Source organism: Streptococcus sp. DAT741 (assembly GCF_009866825.1).
GTDB classification, from domain to species: Bacteria; Bacillota; Bacilli; order Lactobacillales; family Streptococcaceae; genus Streptococcus; species Streptococcus ruminantium.
Genome location: NZ_CP019557.1, coordinates 252,609 through 277,221, shown reverse-complemented (window position 1 = coordinate 277,221; position 24,613 = coordinate 252,609). Strand labels below are relative to the sequence as shown.

The following is a 24,613-nucleotide window of genomic DNA, read 5'->3' as shown; positions in this document are numbered from 1 at the left end:
AGTTTAAAAATCATACTTGATACAACTTCCAATTTATCGGAATCTGATTTAAACACCCAAATACCGTTCCACTTCTGCTTGCATCTGCTCAGCCGCAACAACTGTCGTGTGGCGAACGAATGCAGTCTCCAAACCTTCCACTGCTGGTGGCAAGGCTAAACCTGAAATTTCATGTAATTTAGCAAGAGCTTCAAAATCTGATTGACCCGATTGACCAGCTACAGCTTCCACAACAACCACTGGGAATTTATAAGGACTGGCTGTGGAGGCAATGATTGTTGGAGTCTGATCTCCTGTCTGTTCAACATACTGTTTATAGACAGACGAGGCAACAGCCGTATGTGGATCTTCAATATAGGCTGATTCTTCATAGACTCGTTTGATTTCCGCAGCAGTTTCTTCTTCTGTAGCAAAGGCAGCAGTAAAGAAAGACAAACCATCCGCGTCAGCCCCTTGAATGTCATACTGTCCAGCAGTATTCAGAGCTGCCATCAGCTCAGTCGTTTTTTCAGCATCATTCCCAAAGAGATGAAAAATCAAACGCTCCAAATTAGAAGATACAAGGATGTCCATGGATGGACTAGTCGTCACACGGAAAGGACGATTCTTATCGTAAATACCTGTTTTAAAAAAGTCCGTCAAAACATTGTTATCGTTTGAAGCACAGATGAGCTTACCGACAGGCAGACCGATTTGTTTAGCATAGTAAGCCGCCAAGATATTTCCGAAATTACCTGTTGGGACGGTGAAGTTGACCCTATCACCTGCCTCAATCTCGCCAGTCTTAACTAGCTGGGCATAAGCGTAGACATAGTAAACAATCTGTGGCACCAGACGGCCGATATTCATAGAATTGGCGGATGAAAACTGGAGTTTTTTTGCAGCCAATTTTGCACGGAGTCCCTCATCGTTGAACATTTGTTTAACATTGGTCTGGGCATCATCAAAGTTTCCATCAATGGCTACTACATGTGTATTCTCTCCCACCTGTGTAGTCATCTGCAATTCTTGTACCTTAGACACACCATCGCGTGGATAAAAGACGATGATTTGCGTACCAGCCACATCTGCAAAGCCTGCCATAGCCGCCTTACCTGTATCGCCAGATGTCGCTGTCAAAATAACAATTTCATTTTCCAAACCATGTTTTTTTGCAGCCGTTGTCATCAAATAAGGTAGGATTGACAAAGCCATATCCTTAAAGGCAATAGTTGAGCCATGAAAAAGTTCCAGATTATATTGTCCCTTTAACTTGACTACCGGGGCAACAACTGGCGTATCAAACTTGCTATCATAGGCATTGTTGATACAGTAATCTAGCTCATCTGCTGTGAAATCATCCAAGAAGGCCGACAAAATTAGCTTTGCCACTTCCTGATAAGAGGCGTCTTTCAGAAATGAAAAATCTAAATCCACCTTTGGAAAGGAAATCGGTGTGAAAAGTCCGCCGTCCGTTGCCAGCCCCTGCAAAATCGCCTGACTTGCTGAAACTCTATTTTTAGCATCGCGCGTTGATTGATAAACTACTGTCATGGTATCCCTCATAAAAATCTATTTTTTCCATTCTATCATAAATTGACAGAAAATTGGCGAGATAAACAAAAGTGATACTAATTTGATGCAACTGCATCAAACCTCTCACCAATATCCTTACAATTCTTCAGCTAGAGTATCAGTCTGCTGAGGAATCGTCTGTTTCTTGTCGAAAAACGGGGGATTCAGCGATGACTATCAGTATGTTTTTCTCCCTAAAGTAGATGCTCTGGATATGCTAGATAAAATCATAAATACGATACCATGGAACCTTCATATCCGACCAACCAGACTTTTACTCGACTTATTCAGATATTCATTCAGCGAATACTCCCATTCCGTATCAATAAAGGCTAGACAATAGCGTCTCCACCTACGATATGAAGATTAGCTGACAATACCGCTGTAGTGGTAACACCATTCAAATATGCATAGCCTTACTGCTATAAATCCACAACCAACTCCCACTCCAGATCTCCTTCGCCCTGGGAGGAACTAAGCTACTACAGTTTGGTGAGTTTAAGTTATTTGGCTCAACAATAAAGGATTTGAATAACTCCAGACATGGTTACCTTCATTTTGACTTACTATCCTAGAGTACTAAGTTCTTCACGCCCAAGACATATTTTTATTTTAATTCCTTGGTTCAAATCTTAGAATGTATTTTATATCCCAGCGCTTTTTCAATAATCTTTTTTCTGTTTTTAATCTGTTCCATCATTCTGTTATGAGTGCTGGGAGAAATATCATCAAAAATTCTCTGCGCCCGTTTAGCATAATCAATAAAGTTACTCCTATATAATTTTGAAACCCCAAAGTCAGTATAAAGGGAATATATTTTATGTCTATTTGGTAATTTTTTTAGAGCCTTTCTCTGTTTTATTACGTGCGACTTATGGATCAATTTTCTTGCGCTACGATAAAATTTACCGATACTTTTTTCACGTATCTTAACATTGAGTCCATCAAATGTAAATCCCAGGTAATCTATTTGACTTGTCTCAAATTGAGCAATATCCATTATTTGTCTCTGATGGTACAATTTACATTCTAGCTTTTCTTTCTGAATTCTAATTTTATTCCCATTAGATAATTCTTCAATTTTTTCCAGAATAGTGTTGGTAAAATCGATAATTCTCGATGAATTAACTCTTTTCAAGGGTAAAACCAATATAAAATCATCAGAATATCGTTGGTAAAAACCACCATACTGGATTGCTACTTGATTCATTTCCATATCAAAATCAATCGCATAAATATTAGCTAAAACACCACTGATAGGACTTCCTTGAGGAATGCCAAATAAATTTGTATTATGCTGGACTTTGTGAACTTTTCGATAGCTTCTAAACTCTTGCAGATTATTAAAGTAGGCACCTTTTGCTCCAGTAGTCTCTTGTTCAAGTTCTTTTTTAGAAAGATAACCAAACTTTGTAACTGATTTAAAAATATTGTACCAGTCTTCAGAAAGATAATTTACTTTCAATACTTTTGTCAATCGTTGCTTTAGCAAAAAATGATCAAGCATATCAAAATAACTTTCAAAATCACCAATGACAATGAGACTAGTTGTACTCTCAAAAATCTTTGAAATAGCATTTGCTGCAAAGTGGATACTTGATTGTGAATGCTTATTTGCTCTATAGGCGACCGATAAATCATCAATATTATTTTCGTTCGCCCAGATATCATATTTTTCATTTAACATGTCACTATAATAGCGATAGATATAACTGTCTAAATGTCCCGCATAGTAAATAGAGCGCTTCTTTTCCTTTACAACAGCTTTTATCTCTCCATTCCTTGATTGCCTAGCATATTTTTCGAATATGAGATCATAATGGATAAATGGTAAAAAACTATGTCTTGCCACGCACAAAGGATTTAAGACATAGTTTCTTACTTTACTAAAAGAAATTTTTTTATCAATGTGTTTATACTGCTTAGAAGTATATGTGAATAATTTAGGCATATCTATAAAACAAAAGGAGCAATACGAGTCCTTAGGTCGGTGATCCTAACTTCTTGACATCGTATTGCACACTTCTTCCCTTAAACACCGAGTATAAAATTCACGTTCGTAGTTAGCTTTAGTTGAAAACTAATGTCAAACATAGATTGTAACATCATTATCCCTCCAGCTTTAAGTATAAAATACAAAACGTTCATCTTTGGGTAAAGAGGTTGCAACCTCTGGACGTCCAGAGATTTGAACGCAACATTCTTGGAAAGTCTATCGGCAGAGGAAGTCTGCGCATGAATATACCTCAACAAGAATATCATACCACAAATTACAGTAAAATCTCAACTACTATAAGCACAGTCTTATAGGCATTTATAATTATAGCAAAACGCAATTGAAAAATCAAATTGGATAATTTTTTCAATTGACAACTCCTATTGCCTTTATCTCCTGATAATCCCTCAAAAAGTGGATGTTATCAGTTAAGTAAATTTATCGAGAATACAGGTAATACGTTTTTGTTGAGATCGTTTTATTCGTTGATTTTCCACTATAAGGAGAATATATCTGTTCTCAATTCTCATTTCCTTCTTAACAAGGCTAATGCTTAAAATCGGACTAAGTGATACAGATACTGATAAAACTGAAGTGCATCAAACCGACAATATCTGAATTCACTTTTCACAGAGTATTAGTTTTCAATCTTTTCTTGGGTCCATTTAATCTATCACACAATGAATATCACATAAGCTGATATTTGAGAACATTTTGGAGGCTCTTCCAATTATATTCTTGCCATAGTTTTCTAAACGAACCTAGCCAACCAAGAAATTATTTCAAACGCCCTGGACGTTCCTTGTAACCATAGTAAGCATCTTCAATAATTTCTTGCATGTGATCCACCATCGCCAAACGTGGGTTTGCAGGTGTACATTGATCTTCGTAGGCAAGAAGAGCTAATTCACGAGAATGCTCTTTGAGTTCTTTCTCGTCAATACCTTGTGCTTTCAAGTTCATTTGAATACCGATACGCTCACCCAAATCATAAACAGCCTGAGCATAAGCTGCTACAGCTTCTTCTGGCGTTGAGCATGGCAAGCCCAGAAGGCGAGCAATGTCTTGGTACTTTTCATCTGCTCTATAGTAGTTATATTTTGGCCATGTAGCAGTCTTAGCTGGACGAGTTCCGTTGTAACGAATAACGTACGGAAGCAAGATAGCATTTGTACGACCATGAACTGTATGGAATCGTCCACCAATCTTATGCGCCATTGAGTGAGAAATACCTAGGAAGGCGTTAGCGAAGGCCATACCTGCCATTGTAGAAGCATTGTGCATTTTTTCGCGTGATACAAAGTCTGCATTCTTTACTGAACTTTCAAGATTTTCAAAGACCAACTTGATAGCTTGAAGAGCAAGACCATCTGTAAAGTCATTAGCAACTGTTGATACATACGCCTCAGTTGCATGAGTCAATACGTCCATACCAGTATCTGCTGTAACATGTGCAGGTACTGTCAATACAAGCGCAGGGTCAACAATTGCCACAGTAGGTGTCAATGAATAGTCAGCAATTGGATACTTACGGTTGTTTGCCTTATCAGAGATAACAGCAAATGGTGTTACTTCTGAACCTGTACCAGATGTTGTTGGAATCGCAATAAACTTAGATTTCTTACCAAGTTCTGGGAACTTGAAGGCACGCTTACGAATATCCATGAATTTTTGAACAAGGTCATGGAAGTCAACAGTCGGTTGTTCGTAGAAGAGCCACATTACTTTGGCAGCATCCATTGGTGAACCACCACCGAGGGCAATAATAGTATCTGGTTTGAAGGTACGCATGAGTTCTGTACCCTTATAAACTGTAGTAATGTCTGGATCTGGCTCAACGTCTGAGAAGATTTGATAAACAACCTTGTTACGACGGAGATCCAATTGTTCAATAATCCGATCCAAGAATCCAAGTTCTACCATAGCACGGTCTGTAACAATCATAACGCGTTCAACGTCACGACATTTTTGGAGGTACTGGATAGAGTCACGTTCGAAGTATGTTTTAGAAGGAACTTTAAACCATTGCATATTATTTCTACGTCTTCCTACTTTCTTGATATTGAGCAAGTTCATAGCACTTACGTTATCACTGATTGAGTTGCGTCCATAAGAACCACAACCAAGTGTCAATGATGGTAAGAAGGCATTGTAAACATCACCAATACCACCGAAAGTAGATGGAGAGTTCCAGATAACACGGATAGCGCGCACAATTGTTCCGAATTCTTTAGCCAGTTCTGCATCTTCAGTATGGATAGCTGCTGAGTGACCAAGACCGTGGAACTCAACCATTTGACGAGCGGCTTCCAAACCTTCTGCACGACCATCAACTTTCAAAACTGCGATAACTGGTGACAATTTCTCACGAGTCAATGGCTCTTTTTCACCGATTTCAGCTACCTCAGCCGCTAAAATGTTGGTACCTTCTGGCACTGAGAAACCAGCTTGCTCAGCAATCCATGCTGCTGGGCGACCAACGATATCCGCATTTAACTTGCCCTCTGCGCAATTTTTGCTATTAGCTTTCACACCGAAGCAATATGCTTCCAGAAGAGCTTTTTCTTTCTTATTAACGAAGTAAGTTTTGTAGGACTTAAATTCTGCTACAAATTCGTCATACACTTCCTTATCAATGATAACTGCTTGTTCAGATGCACAGACCATACCGTTATCAAATGATTTTGACATCACAATATCATGAGCGGCTTGGCGGATGTTTGCTGATTTTTCAACGTAGGCTGGAACGTTACCTGCACCTACACCAAGCGCTGGTTTACCGCAAGAATAAGCTGCACGAACCATGGCATTCCCACCGGTCGCAAGAATGGTTGCAATACCATCATGTTTCATCAATTCAGATGTCGCTTCCATAGATGGTTTTGTTATCCACTGGATACAGTTTTCTGGAGCACCTGCTGCCACAGCCGCCTCATACACAACACGCGCTGCATGAGCTGAGGATTCTTGAGCAGATGGGTGGAAGGCAAAGACGATTGGATTACGTGTCTTCAAGGCAATCAATGATTTAAAGATCGCTGTAGATGTTGGGTTAGTCGTTGGTGTAATACCACAGACAACACCTACTGGCTCTGCAATCAAGGTCAAACCAGTTACTTCATCTTCTTCAATAACACCAACCGTTTTGGTATGGCGCATATTGTTGACAACATGTTCACAGGCAAATAGATTTTTGGTTGCCTTATCTTCAAACACTCCACGTTTGGTTTCTTCAAAAGCATGCATTGCCAACTCACCGTGTTTGTCAAGTGCTGCTACAGAAGCTTTCGCAACAATATAATCCACTTCTTCTTGACCGAGTTTACGAAACTCATCAAGAGCAACCAAACCTTTTTGAACAAGCTCGTCAACATGCTTGCGTGCTTCTACCAACTTTTCTTCTGGTGATACTACTTTTTTATCAGCCATTGTGTTCCTCCAAATATATTTGTCAACATTTGTTAACTTTTTCACAATGTTATTCTACTATTTTTTATTTCATTTGTAAAGAGAAATTGTTAATTTTTTCACATTTTTTCTGTTTTATTTTTGAAAACGTTCTCTTTTTTCTCGTTTTCAGAAAATATTGTGATTTATCCCTGAAACTGAAACAATAAAAGTACAGACGAAGAGACATGTCAGCCCTTCAATTCTTTTTTCCTTCCTCAATGCTTATTTTTTTATCAAAATAACACTTCCAATCAACGAACTTTCTTGAAAAAATATAATAATTACATGATAATTTTCAATTTTTCATTCATTATAGCGCTTCCATTTCCTCTTGCATTTTTGCTTTTTTTGTGATATTATTAACAATATAAAATATATTATATTAACACATTCAATAAGTGAATGATAAACATATGAAACAGGAGGTCTGCTATGAAAGCAGTCGTAGTAAATCCAGAATCTACTGGTGTTATCGTTGTTGAAAAAGAACTTCGTCCACTCGAAGCTGGTGAAGCTCTGGTCCAGATTGAGTACTGTGGTGTCTGCCACACTGACCTTCATGTTGCCAATGGTGACTTCGGAAAAGTTCCTGGTCGGATCCTCGGACATGAAGGCATCGGGATTGTTACCCAAATTGCACCAGATGTGACAAGTCTCAAGATTGGTGACCGTGTCAGTGTCGCTTGGTTCTTCCAAGGATGTGGCATGTGTGAATATTGCACTACCGGTCGGGAAACTCTTTGTCGCTCAGTGAAAAACGCGGGTTATTCTGTCGATGGTGGTATGGCTGAGCAATGCATTGTAACTGCAGACTATGCTGTAAAAGTTCCTGAAGGACTTGATCCTGCTCAAGCAAGCTCCATCACCTGTGCTGGGGTCACCTGCTACAAGGCTATTAAAGAAGCTCATCTTGCGCCAGGTCAGTGGATTGCTATCTACGGTGCTGGTGGACTAGGAAATCTCGCTATTCAGTATGCCAAGAAAGTTTTCAATGCTCATGTTATCGCTGTTGATATCAACAATGATAAACTAGAACTAGCAAAAGAAGTTGGTGCAGATGTTGCTATTAACGGCCTTGAGGTAGAAGATGTCCCTGCTTTTATCAAGGAAATCACCGGAGGCGGTGTCCATTCAACTGTTGTAACTGCTGTTTCAAAAGTTGCTTTCAACCAAGCAATTGATAGCGTTCGTGCTGGTGGTTACGTAGTTGCTGTCGGTCTGCCGTCTGAATATATGGATCTCAGTATCGTAAAAACTGTCCTAGATGGTATCAAGGTCGTTGGATCTCTAGTTGGTACACGAAAAGATTTGGAAGAAGCCTTCCACTTCGGTGCGATTGGTTTAGTTGTTCCAGTTGTCCAAAAACGTCCTGTTGAAGATGCTGAGGCAGTATTTGAGGAAATGGAAGCTGGCACTATCCAAGGTCGTATGGTGTTAGACTTCTGTTATTCTCACTGATATGTCCCACTAATTCCAAGAGCTTGGGACAAAAGTCGTTCTCAGCTCCAAAATAAAACAGAGATTCACCTTGCTGTGAGTCTCTGTTTTAGTACAGCAGCGCAGATAAGAGCATTTTAGGGTGATAGGATGGACGACCAAAGTCATGATAGAAGGCTTGATAGTGGTCATCGCTCAACTCATTGACCACCTGCTCAATCGTAAAGACAACGTGGTTTTGGAGCAGACAAGCAGAAAGTTCTAGTGGCAATGTCGTCTGATTTGTGTTATAGTTAATGTGCATGAGATAGCCTTTCTAAATAGGATTGGACAACTTTATTTTGCCAAGTCTATCTCGTTAATGCAAAAAGCAACGGCACCAAATCCGTTGCTTTTTTGGTTGAACCGGAGAGACTTTTGTCCCAAGCTCGTTTTTTATCGCCTCACTGATGACAAGTAGTATTGGGCAGATTTACCATTAGCAAACCTTTAATGCAGTCAAGAAAAGATCCAGCATCCCCTCCAACGTTCATATCACCATCTCAGCACAGCAATAGCAACCTCAGACACACTTACCAGAAAATATCTTAAAAAACCTAGAAGAATATCACTCCTAGGACTAACCTCACTGAAGTCAAACATCATGATGTACAACGTTTTTCTATAGACTATCTCTACTGCTTTTATCTTTCCGGATTCAGACAAAAACTTTTGGTAAGCTGTTGCTGTCATCCTCAAAAAAAGAACGTGGATCGCTCTCAGGTACTCTCACTATAGATGCAAACATAACCCCTTATTTTCATACCTTTATAGAGTTGCTCTACATGATAGTAAATTCGGTTAGGATAATGAGTAGTATAACTGAAAAGAGCAATAATAAAAAAACCTTGCTACTAAGAACAGGAGCTTACTTTTGCACTGTTCCTTATAGGTAGGTCTTTTCATTTTGCCACTACTTTTCTAATTCTTCTAAAATATTTGCAAAGTCTGTCTGGACTGTTTCAAAGCTTGTTTCTACTTGGTTACGAGTCTGATTGTGCTTGACAATCAATTGACCTGACTCAATCTCGCTACCACCTAAGGTGATAATAGCCTTGGCCCCAAACGCATCCGCTGACTTAAATTGGGCTTTGAGCTTGCGGTCCAAGTAATCACGCTCCGCACGGAAACCTTGCTTGCGCAGGGCTTGAACCAACTCAAGTGCTCCGCTATTGGCCTCCGAACCAAGAACAGCGATATAGACATCCAATCGAGTGTCAAGAGGCAACTCAATACCTTGCTTATCAAGGACGAGAATGAGACGCTCAATCCCCATGCCAAAACCAAATGCTGGTGTTTCAGGTCCTCCAAAATAAGTGACCAAGCCATCGTAACGACCGCCGGCGCAAATAGTCAGTTCATTCCCTCCCACTTCGGTCATGAACTCAAAAATGGTGTGATTATAATAGTCTAATCCCCGTACCATATTGGTATCAATGACATAAGAAATTCCCAAACTATCCAGCATAGACTTGACTGTCTCAAAGTGTGCTATGCTCTTCTCATCCAAGTAATCCAAAATGGATGGCGCATTTTCCACCGCTTGCTTATCTTCTTTTTCTTTGGAGTCAAGGACTCGGAGAGGATTTTCTTCCAAGCGTCGCTGACTATCCTTAGACAACTGGCATTTGAGTGGTGTTAGATAGTCAATCAAGGCCTGACGATAGGCTGCACGACTCTCCGGATTCCCTAAACTATTGAGATGGAGGCGTGTTCCCTTGATACCAAGCTCCTCAAAAAAATGATAAGCCATAGCAATCGTTTCTACATCTGTGGCTGGATTATTGGAACCAAAGCACTCTACACCAATTTGATGGAATTGACGCAGACGTCCTGCCTGTGGACGTTCATAGCGAAACATTGGTCCCATATAGTAGAATTTGGCTGGTTTTTGCACTTCCGGAGCAAAAAGCTTATTTTCTACATAAGAGCGCACAACCGGCGCTGTTCCTTCTGGGCGCAGGGTAATGTGGCGTTCCCCTTTATCGTAAAAGTCGTACATCTCCTTAGTAACAATGTCAGTGGTATCACCAACTGAACGGCTGATAACCTCATAATGCTCGAAAATCGGCGTGCGAATCTCTGCGTAATTGTATTGTTTGAAAATGGTACGAGCAAAATTTTCCACGTACTGCCACTTGACTGTATCCTGTGGTAATAAGTCTTGGGTCCCTTTAGGTTTTTGAAGTTTCATAATATAAAAGATGCAGAAGGCTCAAAGACAAAATAAGAGGGATAAATCGCTGAAAATATCGATTGTAAAAGTAATTTATCTTTCTTATATAGTGTTTAGCCTGCGCTCATTCCTTTCTAGGTTAAGATAATCTTTTGGCAAATAGCTCACTTTGTGAAGGTTGAAGCTTGTATTCTCCAGAAAATAGACGAACTACTTTTCTTAAGTATACAGGTGAAGACGTTGCCCAAACATAACTTGCAATCTCCCTTATTCTACCATAAAAGCTCCGCTATTTCTCAAAAAAGCCTTCCGATAAATTGAACTTTGTCAGGCTTTTGAGTTTTGCAGTCACCCTGTTTGTTTCTTTCCACTAAATTCACTGAAATCAACCGAGCTATACTTATTTTGTGGTAATGTCACTAATTTTTTCAAAAAAATCTGTCAAGTAACTTTACTTTACAAAAAACTTTTGATATACTATTGAAGTTGACGAATGTCATATTAAATTAAATCGAATTTGGGCCAAAAGTTCAGAAAAGAAATGATCCGACTTATACGCAAGTTGTACAGCATCGGCTCCCTATTTTTTTCTTCGCTTTTTCATGCCCTTATATCTCAATGGAGGAAGAAAAAAATGGCAGTACCTGCACGTCGCACTTCAAAAGCGAAGAAAAATAAACGTCGTACTCACTATAAAGTAGCAGCTCCAACTGTGAAATTTGATGAAACTACTGGAGATTACTCACGTTCTCACCGTGTATCTTTGAAAGGATACTACAAGGGACGTAAAATCGCTAAAGCTGCTTCAGCTGAATAATAGAAGGGAGATACCATGCGCGTAAACATTACACTTGAACACAAAGAATCTGGTGAACGCTTGTACCTTACTTCAAAAAACAAACGCAACACTCCAGACCGTCTTCAATTGAAAAAATACTCACCAAAATTGCGTAAGCACGTGATTTTTACTGAGGTGAAATAGGGATTCACTACACGTCAATAGACGTGAGAAACCTTGATTTTATGCGATTTTTGAAATTTTGAATTTCAGTAGATTGCAGTACAAATCATCCGAATCACTACCTTTTTCACTACCTTTTTGAAATAAGATATATTCGGATAATCAAGAGCCTGACAGCAATGTCAGGCTTTTTATATTTACCCATCATTACCAAAGTAAATTTCATTCCTCTAAACTGTCGAAATAGTGAAATCTTTTCGATTGAGCAGAGGAATCCAAAAGTCAGGTGTTCTCACCTGACTTTTTTCTTATTTTTAATTATTCTTCTAAGGAGACCATGTTATCCAAAAAGAAGTATCTTGATTGTTTAGTATAAAAGTTTTCTTTGCTTATGATTGCCAGCCGTGGGACTAGTGGTTGTGAACCGAACTTATTTTTGTCTGTATACACATGTTTATTGTTAAATGCCCAAATCAAAAAATCAACATCAGATTTTATGAGTAACTTCATGAAATGTTTATCAAAGAAAGGCATCTGTTGTAGCATTTGTTTTACTTTTACCTTACTTTTAAGGTAAGTCTCAGGTATATAATATGTTGAATCATCTAAAATCATAAACCCTAATTTCTTATTTGGGAAGCTATCTCGATATGCTGGAATGCTATCAAGATGCTTTTGAACAATTCTAGTGAAGTTATTATGATAAGCTCGATAATTGTGATGACTTATTGAATCATCAGGGGTATATGTATCGCTGACTGGGTTATATCTAGTATCCCCATGAGCAATAATCTTTACATCTTCATGAAAAGTTCCCTCAGGAAACTGTTTCATATAATCTTCGATTGTTCTTAATGCCCTCGCATCAGCTTTTCTTTGAGGATTATCTTTCCCTTTTTTCTTACTGACAATATCATCAACTTCAAATAGCTCAATCATGAATTTATCTGAAATAAAATCAGGTCTAGTACTAGTATTATCAGTCCACTCTGTACTTTTCAAATCTTGAAATAGTAACTTCTCCTCATTTGACTTAGCAAATATAGCACCTTCCGTAGCAAGAATATTTTGAAAAATATCCCGTTCTGAATCATCTGAAAATAATTTATAAAGCATAGCACATCCGCTCTCTAGTCTGATTTAATCAATGTATTTCATTTTTTTCTGTTAGATTAGGTAGTTTGCACTCTATCAAAATGTTATTACAATGTTCAACTGTATAATTTTCAGTCGCCATCAAGAATAGGTTATAAAGCATATCTTCATCTTCTGAAAGTGTGCGAAGACTTCGACCTGAAAGGGAAATGAACTCTACACAAACTTCATAAGGTAAAGACATTGCAATACATAGAGCCACAACTGTTCTCAGCGTTATATCCTTCACCTTATTATTTTGTAAACGAGAGATATAAGTAGCTGACAAAAGGGCATCTTTTGCTAATTCTTCATTGTTAACTTTTCGCCATTTTCTCAAATATTTCAGACAATCCCCGAAACTTGTTTTAGGTAATTCAGCTTTAATTTTTCGAATCACTTTTCCTTGTTTCATTAACAAACTCGCTTCTTCTTCAATTCCTAAGTTTGAAGGATTGCTCTGATATTGATATTGAGGAGATAGCCTAGGCTCAAGAGCATTATTCAACAACTTGACCAAGGTGAAACGTTGTTGACTGCTTGTTATCCCCCTGTTCTTGTCAAAAACTAAACAGCATTCATCCATATGGGTTCTAGCATAAGAAGTTAGTTGAATTTTAGTTCCCGTCTCATCTACATATCGTGCATCATTCAAGCAAACATGTGACTCAACATAGACAAGGCTACCATTTTCAAGACGGCTTCGTAGGGTTTCGTTATGCCTTAACAATTTAGCCAGGTCATAAGTACCAATCGTAAATGTCTGATTTATCCCTAAGAACCCTTGAGACCAACTATGTTTAGGAATATAACGACCATCTACATATTCCAATGCTCCCCGAGCTTCCTCAATCCCAAGCTCTGCTAATCGTTTCTTAGCAGAAACAGCAGGAACTCCAAAAGTAGATGCTATTCTTCTAATTAACCTGTCTACTATATCTGAAACTTGAATTCCTGGTTCTTCACGTCTCCACTCTTCAAAATAATTTTTGACTAGCTTTTGTGTCGCAATCTTTGGCATCATCACTTTTGGGACAATCGTCCAAGCCTGCTGTTCCACCCATTTGATAAGGTTATTATCGTCTGAAATAGCATTACTTCCTTTTTCAAGTTCGATAGCCAAGCGGTGTAAAATCCAATGGATACACTCATGAACAATGGCAATATTTACAGTTGACTGATTTCTTTTGTCAGCTAACTCACTATCAATCACAATGGTTTTGGCAGGTATGTTATTGAAAATATCATCCTCAAAATAAATGCGACCATATACAGAGAAATCCTCGGTTATCTTCCTATACTCGATTGTTAAACCTAGAAGAGAAGCAAACTCATATGGATTGATTGCTTGAGCTTCATTCAAAAAGTTAGGGAAATATTTGTTTAGAATCCCTTCTGCAATAATATCAGTCTCTTTTTCAAAAGTGTCCCTCAGATATGGAAGGAGTGAATCATCTAGCTTATATTCAAAAAGGCTATTTGTACCTCGTTGATAAGGTGCTATATTATGAATCGTAAAATATTTTAGACCATTTTCAACTAGGGCTGTACACGATATACGAAACCATCTATTGTGGAGACTAGTATAATTGTCAGGATGCCCATCTAGCCAACTATTTTCAGCATAGACATCTAGCAGAACATCAATATCAATCAAATTATCGTCTCTTTGACCTGCATAAACATACTGAATTTTAGAATATTGAACAATAAGGCTACCCGTAACCCAATCAACATCAATTCCTAATTCACTAGCATGCTCGACAAGATATGTTCCACCTACTTTTTCGAGTTCAGAAAAATAATGGTCATTTATATACTGCTTAAGTGATGCCATATACCCTTTCTAGTCTATTGATTTTTTAAAATTTGAAGCTTGTCCTAAAACTTGTTCAAAGACTTCTTCATTCCATTGTGGTGGATAACCATTCTCATAGAGCAATATTGTTAAATCTACATTTAACTGTGCCTTTATATCTTCACGACTCGACCAATCAGCATATTGTGACTTATCATCTACCATCTCTTTGATAGCTTTTGCAAGTTCTATGCATTTTTCATCTGCATATTCAAATTCATGCTCATCACGAACTTTCACCAAGATATCATAGAAAACCTTCTCTTCATAAGAGACACCCATATCTTGGAAGGAATTCATGTCAGCTTGAAGGTCTTGCAAGATTTTCATCACTTCATCTGATAAGCCATCAACAAATTGAGCCATTTCCTCAGATGAGAATACCAATTCATCACGGTTATTATAGCTATCAACAACTTTGGACAAGCGTTTTGAGAATTCAATAGCTTTAACCAAGTTAGTTGCTCCGTATTGGTCAATAGCACGTTTTAGGAGTTTCAACAAAGCATTGAATTTTGTGATTGGCATTTCTAATTCATCCAATTGTTCGAGGAATTTCTCGTCAAATAGTTCTAACTTATCGTTATTGACAATATCCTCAACACCTGTAGAAGCGATAGCATCTTCAATCATTTTCTGAACATGCTTGTTCATCGTCTCAGCATCAGGAGCGGTTCCCTTAGTCAGCTTGTAAATGATTGAGCGAATAGCAAGGTAAAATTGAGCCTTTTCCACCTCATTATCAATTAGTTCACCAGATGGATAAACTATTTCATAAGCACTCTTCATTCTACGGGAAAGATACATGAAACGGGTTTCCATATCTTTAAGCATCTGAACGTATTCGGCAGCTCGGTTCAAGCACAGAAGACGTTCTGCAGGCGTTCCTTTGAAGAAATCCGTTGCATCAAATTTCCCCACCAATTCATCAATTAGACTCAATTGATTTCTAAATACTTTTAAACTAACCCCTAGTTCATCAACCGGACTTTCTTGTTCCCCTCCGTACATCCTGATGGCTTCCATCATAGAGCGCTTGATACCAATATAGTCAACAACCAAACCATGGTCTTTACCTTCAAAAACACGGTTAACACGGGAAATTGTCTGAATCAAGGTATGTTGCTTCAAAGGTTTATCAATATACATCACAGCAAGAGACGGAACGTCAAAACCTGTAATCCACATATCAACCACAATTACGATTTGGAAATTTGAATCAGTATTCTTAAAGGCTTTATCCAAGCTTTTACGATGTTCGGCATCTCCGAGAAGATTGTACATATCTTCTTCGTCATCCTTGCCACGAGTTGCAACTATATTGACTTTAGGAAGGGCGGTCAATTTTTCAAGCTCTTTTTCAGATAAGTCATCACGTTCTGTTTTCTTAGCAACAAACCATTCAGGACGAACTTTTTCGAGCTCTTTGTAAACTTTATAGGCATGTTCACGATTTGAGCATACAATCATTGCTTTTTGAACAATATCAGGCTTCTCACTAACTACTTTTTCATAGTGCTCTGCGATGTCTTGGACAACCTTTCGTATACGGTCAGGGTGGCTTAAAATTTGAGTCATATTAGCCATGGCTCGTTTACTAGCTTCGATTTGCTCCGTATTTGCACCTTCTTCTTCAACAGTTTTATAGTAATTATCAATTTCATCTACTTGCTGTTGATTCGTGATAACACGAGCTAGGCGAGGTTCATAAGAGATTTTTACTGTGATACCGTCATCTGTAGCTTCCCTCATCGTATACTGCTCTACTACCTTACCAAATACATGGATAGTTTCATCAATAGGAGTACCAGTAAATCCTGTATATGTCGCATTAGGGAAGCTATCACGTAAATACTTAGCAAAGCCGTAAGTAGTCTCTACACCTTTATCCGTATATTTGAGTTTTGCTCCAACATTGGTCTGTGTACGGTGTGCCTCATCCGAGATACAGATAATATTGGTTCGCTCTGAAAGCAAGCCTGTAGCTTCCTCAAATTTCTGGATAGTTGTTATATATATACCACCACTTTGATTAAGCGACAGCTCTTCCTTCAACTCTGCACGACTACCAATAGTTTTAACATTATCAGTCTTCAAATACCGCTTTGAGTTTTCAAATAAAGCGCTGGTCTGAGAGCTCAAATCCTCACGGTCAACAAGGATGATGACCGTGGGAGATTTAAAAGTTTCTCTATCGTGAGTACCAAGCAAACGTGAAAGGAAAAGCATTGTATTTGTCTTCCCAGAACCAGTTGCACCAAAATAGGTGCCCCCCTTCCCATCGCCATGAGGTTTCATGTGCTCTCTGATGCTCTCTAACATCTTGATAGAAGCGAAAAACTGAGGGTAACGAGTAACAATGGCGGTCTCTTTTTTATCTGAATCAGGATAGTAAATAAAATCACGTAAGATAGAAATAACTCTATCCTTTGCAAAAGCACCATGAATCATCGTCAATAGAGCTGAAATACCATTGGCTACTTTTTCATTATCATTGACTTTATTCCATGAATAATAGTATTCATACGGGGTAAAAATAGACCCTAATTTCGTATTTGCACCATCTGAAATGACAGATAGGAGAGAATACTTCAAGAGACTAGGGATATCACGTTTGTAACGAATACATACCTGCTTCCAAGCATCATAAATCGTTGTCGTTTCTTGAATAGCTGTCTTAAATTCAAAAATAGAGACGGGAATTCCATTGATAAACAGGAGCATATCAGGACGGCGTTCACGCTCATCTTGAACAGTAAATTGATTAACGACCTTAAAGATATTGTTTTCTGGGTTATCATAATCAATATAGTCAATATGAAGAGTCTCTTTTTGAGAATCCTCTCGAATTAAATTGAATCCCTCATTGATGAGATAAAAGGCTTGCCTATTGGCTGTATAGATAGGCTTGCTTGGAAGATATTTTAGCTTATTGATGACTTTATCAAGCTCGACACCTGTTAAATCAGAGTAGCAACGATTCAAGAAAGCTTTCAAATCTTCCTCAAGTAAAACCTCATCATATTTTCGATTCAGCTTTTGTCCATCAATGTAGGCATATCCCATTTCTTGGAAAAGCTCGATAATTGCCATTTCAAGCTGTGCTTCAGTAAATTTAGCCATTGGCTCTCGCCTCCTTAATAGCTCCTGCAATCAAAATTGGACAAAGGTCTTTGATTTGCTGCTTAAGTTTCTCATTAATTTCCTTACGTTCAAGATAAACATTATATAATTGAGCAATAGAATTTTGGATTTTTATATCGGGTACTGGAATTTTTACATCACACAAGCTGTCCCATGAAAATAACTCTTGAGAGGAGCCCCATGACATAAATCTTACCAATCTATCAAATTCTTCCCTTTTGAAAAATGCATATAAGTAGTCTGGGTTGAGTTGCTGAAGCATGGTATCAATAATATTGAATGAATTATAGTTCCATGTAACTATTACTGGCTCATCTAACTTATTTATAGCTAGAACTAGCATATCCCGTCCATCGGTTCGACTATTATAAGCAAAGAAATTTTGAGGAACAATCAAAAATTTTGATAAATCCGTTTTAGATATATCTGCTTTTGTAAGTATAAACTCCTTCTTATTAGAAATCCCTCTCACATGCTCTTTCCCAAACTCTTTGTCGATATTACGTAGCTCATTTTTTTCAATGAAAGTACCTAATCTTTTATATAATGAAAGGTCTTTATTTAACTTATCAAAATATCCATCACACACCAGCTTCAAATCTTCCAGTCCATTCTCGTAGGCTTTTTGATTATCGAGCATGGCTTGATAGACAGCAACATATTTTTCTTGGATATGAAGAGGAGGAAGGTCAATTTCGATGTCACACATATCATCCCATGAGAAAGTTTCACGAGCAGAGCCCCATGAATTGTATCGTGCAAAACGGTCAAATTCTGGACGGTTAAAATACATGAAGAGGAACTCAGACGATAATTCTTCGATATCTTTAACTTTGAAGACAGTTGAAATAGATGACACTAGATATTCTTCATTAGAAGCATTGTATGAAAGAGAAATCCTTTCTCCACGTCTTGAGGTGTCAGACACATAGGCAAAATGTTTCGGTGGAACAACCTTGTAAGATTTCAAACTAACACCGTCCAATTTCGCCTTAGTCGTAATGAACTCTTTACTTGTGGAAATTCCTACAACATGACCAGCATCCAGTCTATCTTGATTTCTCTCATCATAAGTCTCTAGATATTTTCCTAGTTTAGTTAACGTCATAACCAATCCCCTTAAAGGCTTCTTCCAGGCTTGCTTGAGAGGCTTTTTCTAACGATAAGACCTCTTTCATCTCGGTTTGGATGCGTGCCATTTCCGCATCATAATCAATATCCAAATCATGGTCGATAAATTCTACATACTTAGATGGAGCAAGAGAGTAGTTGGCTTCTCGGATATCCTCAAGCGTTGCTGACTGACAGAGTTCTGCCACATCTTCATAGCCTTGACCTGTTTGCCAAGCATGGTAAATCTTTTTAACCTCAGCTATTTGTCCATCAGTCAAGACAACCTTTGTTTTGCGTGTTGTTTTTGTCCCTGGAATTACATATTGAGCTGAGTTTTCATTCCATTGCCTCAAATCACAGAAAAGAATTTCATGTTCACGATTACGAAGTTGACGTCCCTCTTTATCGCCACCTTTTTTATTATTATTGAGAATCCAAAGTGTACAAGACAAGTCCACAGTGTAAAACATATCTCGTGGCAAAACGATGATAGCTTCCACCTTGTCATTTTCAATCAGCTGCTTCCGAATTTCATATTCCACACCATCAGCATTCAGGGCGCCGTTTGCCAATAGAAAACCTGCAACGCCATCTGTCACATCAAGTTTTGAAAGCATGTGAAGAATCCAAGCATAGTTGGCATTGGAGACAGGAGGAACTTGATAACCTTCCCAACGAGCATCATCTAACAACTCATTATCGCTACGCCAATTTTTCAAATTAAACGGCGGATTAGCCATGATATAGTCGACTTTCATATCTTTATGCTGGTCATCCGTAAAGCTAGAAGATTCACCATAAGGTTTACTACCCAAATTATATGAAATCCCTCGAATTGCTAGGTTCATCTTAGCAAGGCGACGGGTATCAGGGTTTTTCTCTTGACCAATAATAGAGATATTTTTCTTGTTACCATGATGCTGTTCAATGAATTTCATTGATTGAACAAACATCCCACCAGAACCACAGGCAGGGTCATAAACACGTCCAGAGTAAGGTTCAATCAACTCTGCAATCAACTTAACTGCTGAAGGTGGAGTATAGAATTCTCCTTCTTCCTTGGTACTGGCTACAGCGTAAGACTGCATGAAATACTCATAAACTCGACCAATCAAATCTTCTTCATGGAACTTTTCAGGGTCAATCTTATTGATTTCATCAATTAGATTTTTAAGGGTGCGAATTTCAGCTCCTAAATTAGCATAGAAGCCATTCAACAAAGCTCCTTCTAGAGACTTATTTTCTTTCTCAAGTTCAGACATGGCCTTATCAATCTTTACGGCAATATCATTCGAACTTGCTTCCTGAACAATATATGACCAACGACTTTCTTCTTTAAGGTAAAAGATATTCTCAGCTGTGTAGAAGTTCTTATTGTTTAGGAAAACATCGTTCTCTCCATATTGTTCAATAATTTCTAAACGACGTTTCTCGAACTTATCACTGGCAAACTTGATAAAAACTAAACCGATGACTGCATCACGGTTCTTTTCAATCCCACCCGCACCACGAAGAGCATTTCGGCAATTAAAGAGAATCTGTTCAAGGGTTGTTTCTTTCGCAACTGCTTTCTTAGCCATTACAAAACACCTCCATTCTCACAAAATGAAGGTGTTTTTTCGCTTGCTGAAAAAAGGTAGAAACCACCTTGTGCTGTGCTGTGTTGTACTGTGTTGATAGATTGTATCACATTAAATCTCCTAGTCAATTCATTACTTACTATTATACCATTTCAAAGCATCTTTGAAAAAAGTTGCGTGTTTTTTGCACTCTCAGTGCATTTTTCACGGGATTTTTAATAGTTTTTCCAACCATAAATTGAGTAAAAATGCATAAAATCAAGCTTTACAGATATGAACTCTCAGTTCATGGGCATTTTCTACTCCTTCATTTAGAATGTAAATACAAGATGATTCTTGTACTAAATTTATGAAGTCCCAAAGGTGCACCAAAGGACGGATTGAAGCAATATGATGAGTTGTCACTAACAGGCTAACTCTGCATATTACTGTTTCACCGTTTCTTTGTTGTGCCTTTTTGCATCCACTCGGTAACTGTAATAACTCATTTGTTTCTTTCCGTCTGAGGGCTGGAAAGGACAGCTCATGCTAAAAGCTAAAGTTAAAACCCTCTATTGTGAATTGCTCGGAGAATCTATCAAGCAACAATTGATTGAACAAGAAATCCCTCAAAACGAAGTGTCTTACTATTTTGATGATGACATCCGATTGATTTCTGCCCCTGCAATTAGCCAAATTCTAAAAGGGAAACGCAACATCACCTTAGATACTGTGGATGCCCTACAAGAAACGCTAGGTCTTCCCAATGTAAAAAGTGTCTTTTTTCCTAATCTTGACTTTTGTGAGTTACTCATTATCCAACTTACAGAGCTAATTCTCACTAGTGGATTCAATTCCACAAAACAACTCTTTCAAGAAAAAGAGAAAGACATCCAACAAAATCTTTCAACCTTGGCAACTGCATTATATAATTTCTTCCCTGATTTTCCCGAGGAAGAAACTTCTTATCAAATCGCTGATAGCTTATCTGAATGGCTAATCGAATTCGTGACACTCGTATCACAACTTTAAGTGCGATACTTTCAAAATTCTTGAAATCAAGGTAAGGCTAAATCAATTATCATAGTGGTGTACTTAGCTAAGACAGTCTAGCTCACGACTCAAACCGAGCATATCACTTTAACAAATTCCAAGACCATATGGAGGTAAAAGATATGGCAATTAAAACCAAACACAAAAAAGGTGGCTACTCAGCCACAACCGCAACGGAATATGTGAACCCTACGAAGCCGATTCACAGCCTTAGCATTGAACTAGAACCCCAACAACTCTTTGAAGATGGAAAGCCAACTGGTGAGATTATCGCCTACAAAGCAACCTTTGTCCAAGAAGGGCTCGAACCCTTCCAAGTCAAGTTTGAAGATAAGGTCAAACTCCCTGAATTTCTTAGATTGGTTGAATTTGACAACCTGCAAGCTGTTGAGGTTCGCTACAACGTCTACTTCAAAGCTGACGGCATCAAGGAGGTCAAATAATGGCAACGAAAGCAGACACCGTCCTGCAATCCTACTTGCTCCAGAGCCTAAATATGGCTCTTGGGGCTCTGATGCAGGGGGAGACGAGCTATACTAATAGCTTCAATATCGTCATTCAAGAGGATGGCTTCATCTTCATCCCTAGGCTTCCTTGTGCCTATATCCTAGATGATGAACTCTATAACAAAATCTTCTTGATTGCCAACGCATCCTTGTACCCCCACTATACGCTTTTGAAGCAGAACGCAACTTACTTTGTTCCACTCAAGACAGATGATATTCATGTTCAACGTGGGCTCTTCTTTCCGTGGAAGGTAGGCATCTCAAAACGCTTAATCATCCCTGACCTCGACAAATACACAGCAAGTCTTCCCAAGAATCACATTCCAATTATGGAAAACTTTTCTCTCAATCTTGATAAGGTGAACCACATGGCTATTTGTGGAAACTCGGGCTCAGGTAAGTCTTACACACTCACCTATCTGCTGTCTGTGCTAAAAAATCAATCTGATTTAATTATCGTAGACCCAAAATTCGATAGTCCAAGCCGTTGGGCTCGTGAACATAAAATTGCCGTCATCCATCCCGTGGAGAATCGCTCTAAATCTGACTTCGTTTCAGAAGTCAATGAGCGTTTGAGTCAATGCCTAAATCTGATTCAACAGCGTCAGGCAATTCTATATGACAACCCCCGCCATAAATTCACCCATCTCACTATCGTCATGGACGAGGTACTGGCTCTCTCAGAGGGTGTCAATAAGACCATAAAAGAGTCCTTCTTCTCCCTCTTATCGCAAATTGCTCTACTGGGACGGGCTACCAAGATTCACTTACTCCTTGTTAGCCAGCGTTTCGACCACACAACTATCCCAATTTCTGTTCGTGAGCAACTCAATGTTCTCATCCAGATTGGCAATATCAATAAGAAAACAACCCAATTCTTATTCCCTGACCTCGACCCCGAAGGCATTGTCATTCCTACTGGACACGGCACTGGGTTGATTCAGGTGATTGATAATGAACATCCCTATCAAGTGCTTCCTTTACTTTGTCCAACATACTACACAACGGAGGGCATTCACTAATGATGAAAAAATCATTCTTTATGAGGACTTACAACTTCAATATCTACTTGATGCTGTTTTCACTCCTAACAGGTTTCCTTGGATGGTCATTAAGCTTTCTAGCAAGCAATCTTGACTTAACACTTCCTATCGCACTTGACCTCTCTCAAGTCAATAGCTATCTAGCAATAGGTAGCCATTACGCTTATATGGCTATGAGTTACTTATTCGGTACCTTGTTTGCAGCCGTTACGCTTGAAGTCTTGAATCGTATCCGATTTGATAATCTTTTCAACTATTTCAAATCTATCTACCACACCTTCAAGCTCCGTAACTTCCTGACTCAACGAGAAAAGTCAGAGAAGGTCACCACCATAGACAACCAGACTATTACCACCTACAATCCAATCAATGGTAGTTTCAATCGCTGTGCTCATAAGAGCGTGGTAGACATCCGAAAAGATGAAGTTATCGTATTTATCAAAGTCCCTAGAGACCAGCAAGGGCAAAAAGTCTTGGGAGATATGACTTCCCAGTTGAAAGAAGAAGTCTCTAGCCAGCATCCTGACTACTATTTCTCTGCACCTAATCGGGTTCGCAATAGCCTTTGGTTAGTTGGGAAAAGACGGTAAAAGAGGGGGCTATGGATTGCGTTAAGCAGTAGCCAAATAGCTCCCTCTTTTCCATTGAACAAGATAATTGGGGGTTACTACGACCCCCCCAATTATCCAATAATCAATAATCAGAAAGGTATAACACTCTATGACAAAAGAGCAACGCTCAAGCAAATGGACATTCCTTTTCTACAAAGAGAGTGCCCCTGCTGACTACTTTGAGATTCTTGAAGAATTACACGTGCCATTCATCTTGAGTCCATGGCATGATAAGGACATTAACAGACAAACAGGTGAGTTGAAAAAAAGTCACAAGCATGGGGCTTTCTTCTTCGATTCACTCAAAAGTTACAAACAGGTATCTGAGCTAATCAAAGATAAATTGAATGGTCCTGCTCATGTGGAGGTTGTTCAATCTCCAAAAGGACTCTTCGATTATTTTACACACGCTGAAAATAAGGATAAAAGCCAGTATGATGTAAATGATGTTGAGGTGGGCTGTGGCTTCAATCTTGATAAGTTTCTTGTAGAGATGAACACAGATGACTTCATGCAAGAAGTCGTGGACATCATTGAGCAGAATGACTTTACTGAGTTTGAAGAACTGGTATGGTATGCTCGTGCTAATCACACACCACTTCTTGGACTTATCATTGAGCGTACCTACTTCTTTGCCAAGTATCTTGATTCACGACGATGCAACCCCAACCGAAAAGCCCTCCAACAAGCGAAAACTACAGAAGAAGAGGAAACTAACTAACATGATTGATTTAAAACTACACAAAATCGAGTCTTTACTGATAACCTTGATTGAAGTTATTAATAATCAAACTCAACGCAAGCAAAGTTCTTTGTTGACCCAAAAGGAGCTTATACAACTCTTAAATATTTCTCCCAATACCTTGAAGTCTTGGGAAAACAAGGGATTAAAACGTCTTGAGCCTCCGATTGAAGGGACACGAATAGTCTTCTATCAATTAGAAGACGTCATCAAGTTTCTAAGTCCAAAATAAAGTAA

At 38.6% G+C, this 24,613-nt stretch carries 18 protein-coding genes and 1 pseudogene; 9 read left to right on the top strand and 10 right to left on the bottom strand.

Annotation, left to right across the window (positions count from 1 at the left end):
- Positions 1-48: 48 nt before the first annotated feature.
- From thrC to adhE, 3 genes are all read right to left on the bottom strand, one after another.
- On the bottom strand, positions 49-1,533 hold the full coding sequence (gene thrC, locus BZG42_RS01440) for a threonine synthase (protein ID WP_155995384.1): 1,485 nt from the start codon (positions 1,531-1,533) through the stop codon (positions 49-51).
- A 646-nt stretch (positions 1,534-2,179) separates the two neighbouring features.
- A complete protein-coding gene (locus BZG42_RS01435) occupies positions 2,180-3,505 on the bottom strand; it encodes a reverse transcriptase domain-containing protein (protein ID WP_155965092.1) in 1,326 nt (441 codons plus the stop codon).
- Between the two features lie 822 nt (positions 3,506-4,327).
- On the bottom strand, positions 4,328-6,979 hold the full coding sequence (gene adhE / locus BZG42_RS01430; protein WP_120171290.1) for a bifunctional acetaldehyde-CoA/alcohol dehydrogenase: 2,652 nt from the start codon (positions 6,977-6,979) through the stop codon (positions 4,328-4,330).
- A gap of 453 nt (positions 6,980-7,432) precedes the next feature.
- On the opposite strand from adhE, the gene adhP reads away from it, so the two are divergent.
- Complete coding sequence (adhP, locus tag BZG42_RS01425; protein WP_024532149.1) at positions 7,433-8,458, top strand: alcohol dehydrogenase AdhP; 1,026 nt, start codon at positions 7,433-7,435, stop codon at positions 8,456-8,458.
- Positions 8,459-8,549: 91 nt separating this feature from the next.
- Here adhP and BZG42_RS01420 read toward each other — a convergent pair.
- Positions 8,550-8,741 (bottom strand): annotated as a pseudogene (locus BZG42_RS01420) (IS1182 family transposase); the annotation flags it as partial.
- Between the two features lie 648 nt (positions 8,742-9,389).
- On the bottom strand, positions 9,390-10,670 hold the full coding sequence (gene hisS / locus BZG42_RS01415) for a histidine--tRNA ligase (protein ID WP_155962811.1): 1,281 nt from the start codon (positions 10,668-10,670) through the stop codon (positions 9,390-9,392).
- Positions 10,671-11,286: 616 nt separating this feature from the next.
- Here hisS and rpmF point away from each other — a divergent pair.
- Together rpmF and rpmG are read left to right on the top strand one after the other, a co-directional pair.
- A complete protein-coding gene (gene rpmF, locus BZG42_RS01410; protein ID WP_002937589.1) occupies positions 11,287-11,469 on the top strand; it encodes a 50S ribosomal protein L32 in 183 nt (60 codons plus the stop codon).
- A 15-nt stretch (positions 11,470-11,484) separates the two neighbouring features.
- Positions 11,485-11,634: a 50S ribosomal protein L33 gene (rpmG, locus tag BZG42_RS01405; RefSeq protein WP_002262412.1), complete on the top strand. Its 150-nt coding sequence runs from the start codon at positions 11,485-11,487 to the stop codon at positions 11,632-11,634.
- Between the two features lie 297 nt (positions 11,635-11,931).
- Here rpmG and BZG42_RS01400 read toward each other — a convergent pair whose 3' ends face one another.
- From BZG42_RS01400 to BZG42_RS01380, 5 genes are all read right to left on the bottom strand, one after another.
- The gene (locus tag BZG42_RS01400; RefSeq protein WP_155995386.1) at positions 11,932-12,729 is read right to left on the bottom strand and encodes a hypothetical protein; all 798 of its coding nucleotides are present in this window, start codon (positions 12,727-12,729) and stop codon (positions 11,932-11,934) included.
- 28 nt (positions 12,730-12,757) lie between these two features.
- The gene (locus BZG42_RS01395; protein WP_155995388.1) at positions 12,758-14,404 is read right to left on the bottom strand and encodes a helix-turn-helix domain-containing protein; all 1,647 of its coding nucleotides are present in this window, start codon (positions 14,402-14,404) and stop codon (positions 12,758-12,760) included.
- A 189-nt stretch (positions 14,405-14,593) separates the two neighbouring features.
- Entirely contained in the window at positions 14,594-17,728 is a 3,135-nt protein-coding gene (locus tag BZG42_RS01390) for a type I restriction endonuclease subunit R (protein ID WP_155995390.1), read from the bottom strand.
- Positions 17,721-18,857 carry a restriction endonuclease subunit S gene (locus BZG42_RS01385; RefSeq protein ID WP_155995392.1) on the bottom strand — a complete coding sequence of 379 codons (1,137 nt, stop codon included), beginning with the start codon at positions 18,855-18,857 and terminating at the stop codon, positions 17,721-17,723. Before BZG42_RS01385 ends, BZG42_RS01390 begins: the two co-directional genes overlap by 8 nt.
- Positions 18,844-20,442, bottom strand: coding sequence for a type I restriction-modification system subunit M (locus tag BZG42_RS01380; protein ID WP_155995394.1), 1,599 nt, complete (start codon positions 20,440-20,442; stop codon positions 18,844-18,846). The genes BZG42_RS01385 and BZG42_RS01380 overlap by 14 nt, the downstream gene beginning before the upstream one ends.
- Positions 20,443-20,967: 525 nt before the next feature.
- On the opposite strand from BZG42_RS01380, the gene BZG42_RS01375 reads away from it, so the two are divergent.
- The 6 genes from BZG42_RS01375 (at position 20,968) to BZG42_RS01350 (ending at position 24,608) form a co-directional block, all read left to right on the top strand.
- Entirely contained in the window at positions 20,968-21,453 is a 486-nt protein-coding gene (locus BZG42_RS01375; RefSeq protein WP_155995396.1) for a helix-turn-helix domain-containing protein, read from the top strand.
- A gap of 143 nt (positions 21,454-21,596) precedes the next feature.
- Positions 21,597-21,917: a hypothetical protein gene (locus BZG42_RS01370; RefSeq protein WP_155995398.1), complete on the top strand. Its 321-nt coding sequence runs from the start codon at positions 21,597-21,599 to the stop codon at positions 21,915-21,917.
- The gene (locus BZG42_RS01365; protein WP_155995400.1) at positions 21,917-23,002 is read left to right on the top strand and encodes a helicase HerA domain-containing protein; all 1,086 of its coding nucleotides are present in this window, start codon (positions 21,917-21,919) and stop codon (positions 23,000-23,002) included. Before BZG42_RS01370 ends, BZG42_RS01365 begins: the two co-directional genes overlap by 1 nt.
- A complete protein-coding gene (locus BZG42_RS01360; protein WP_155995402.1) occupies positions 23,002-23,613 on the top strand; it encodes a hypothetical protein in 612 nt (203 codons plus the stop codon). The genes BZG42_RS01365 and BZG42_RS01360 overlap by 1 nt, the downstream gene beginning before the upstream one ends.
- A 130-nt stretch (positions 23,614-23,743) precedes the next feature.
- A complete protein-coding gene (locus tag BZG42_RS01355; RefSeq protein WP_155995404.1) occupies positions 23,744-24,355 on the top strand; it encodes a replication protein in 612 nt (203 codons plus the stop codon).
- 1 nt (position 24,356) lies between these two features.
- Positions 24,357-24,608 (top strand): MerR family transcriptional regulator, encoded by a 252-nt coding sequence (locus BZG42_RS01350; protein WP_155995406.1) that lies wholly within the window; start codon positions 24,357-24,359, stop codon positions 24,606-24,608.
- Positions 24,609-24,613: the final 5 nt, after the last annotated feature.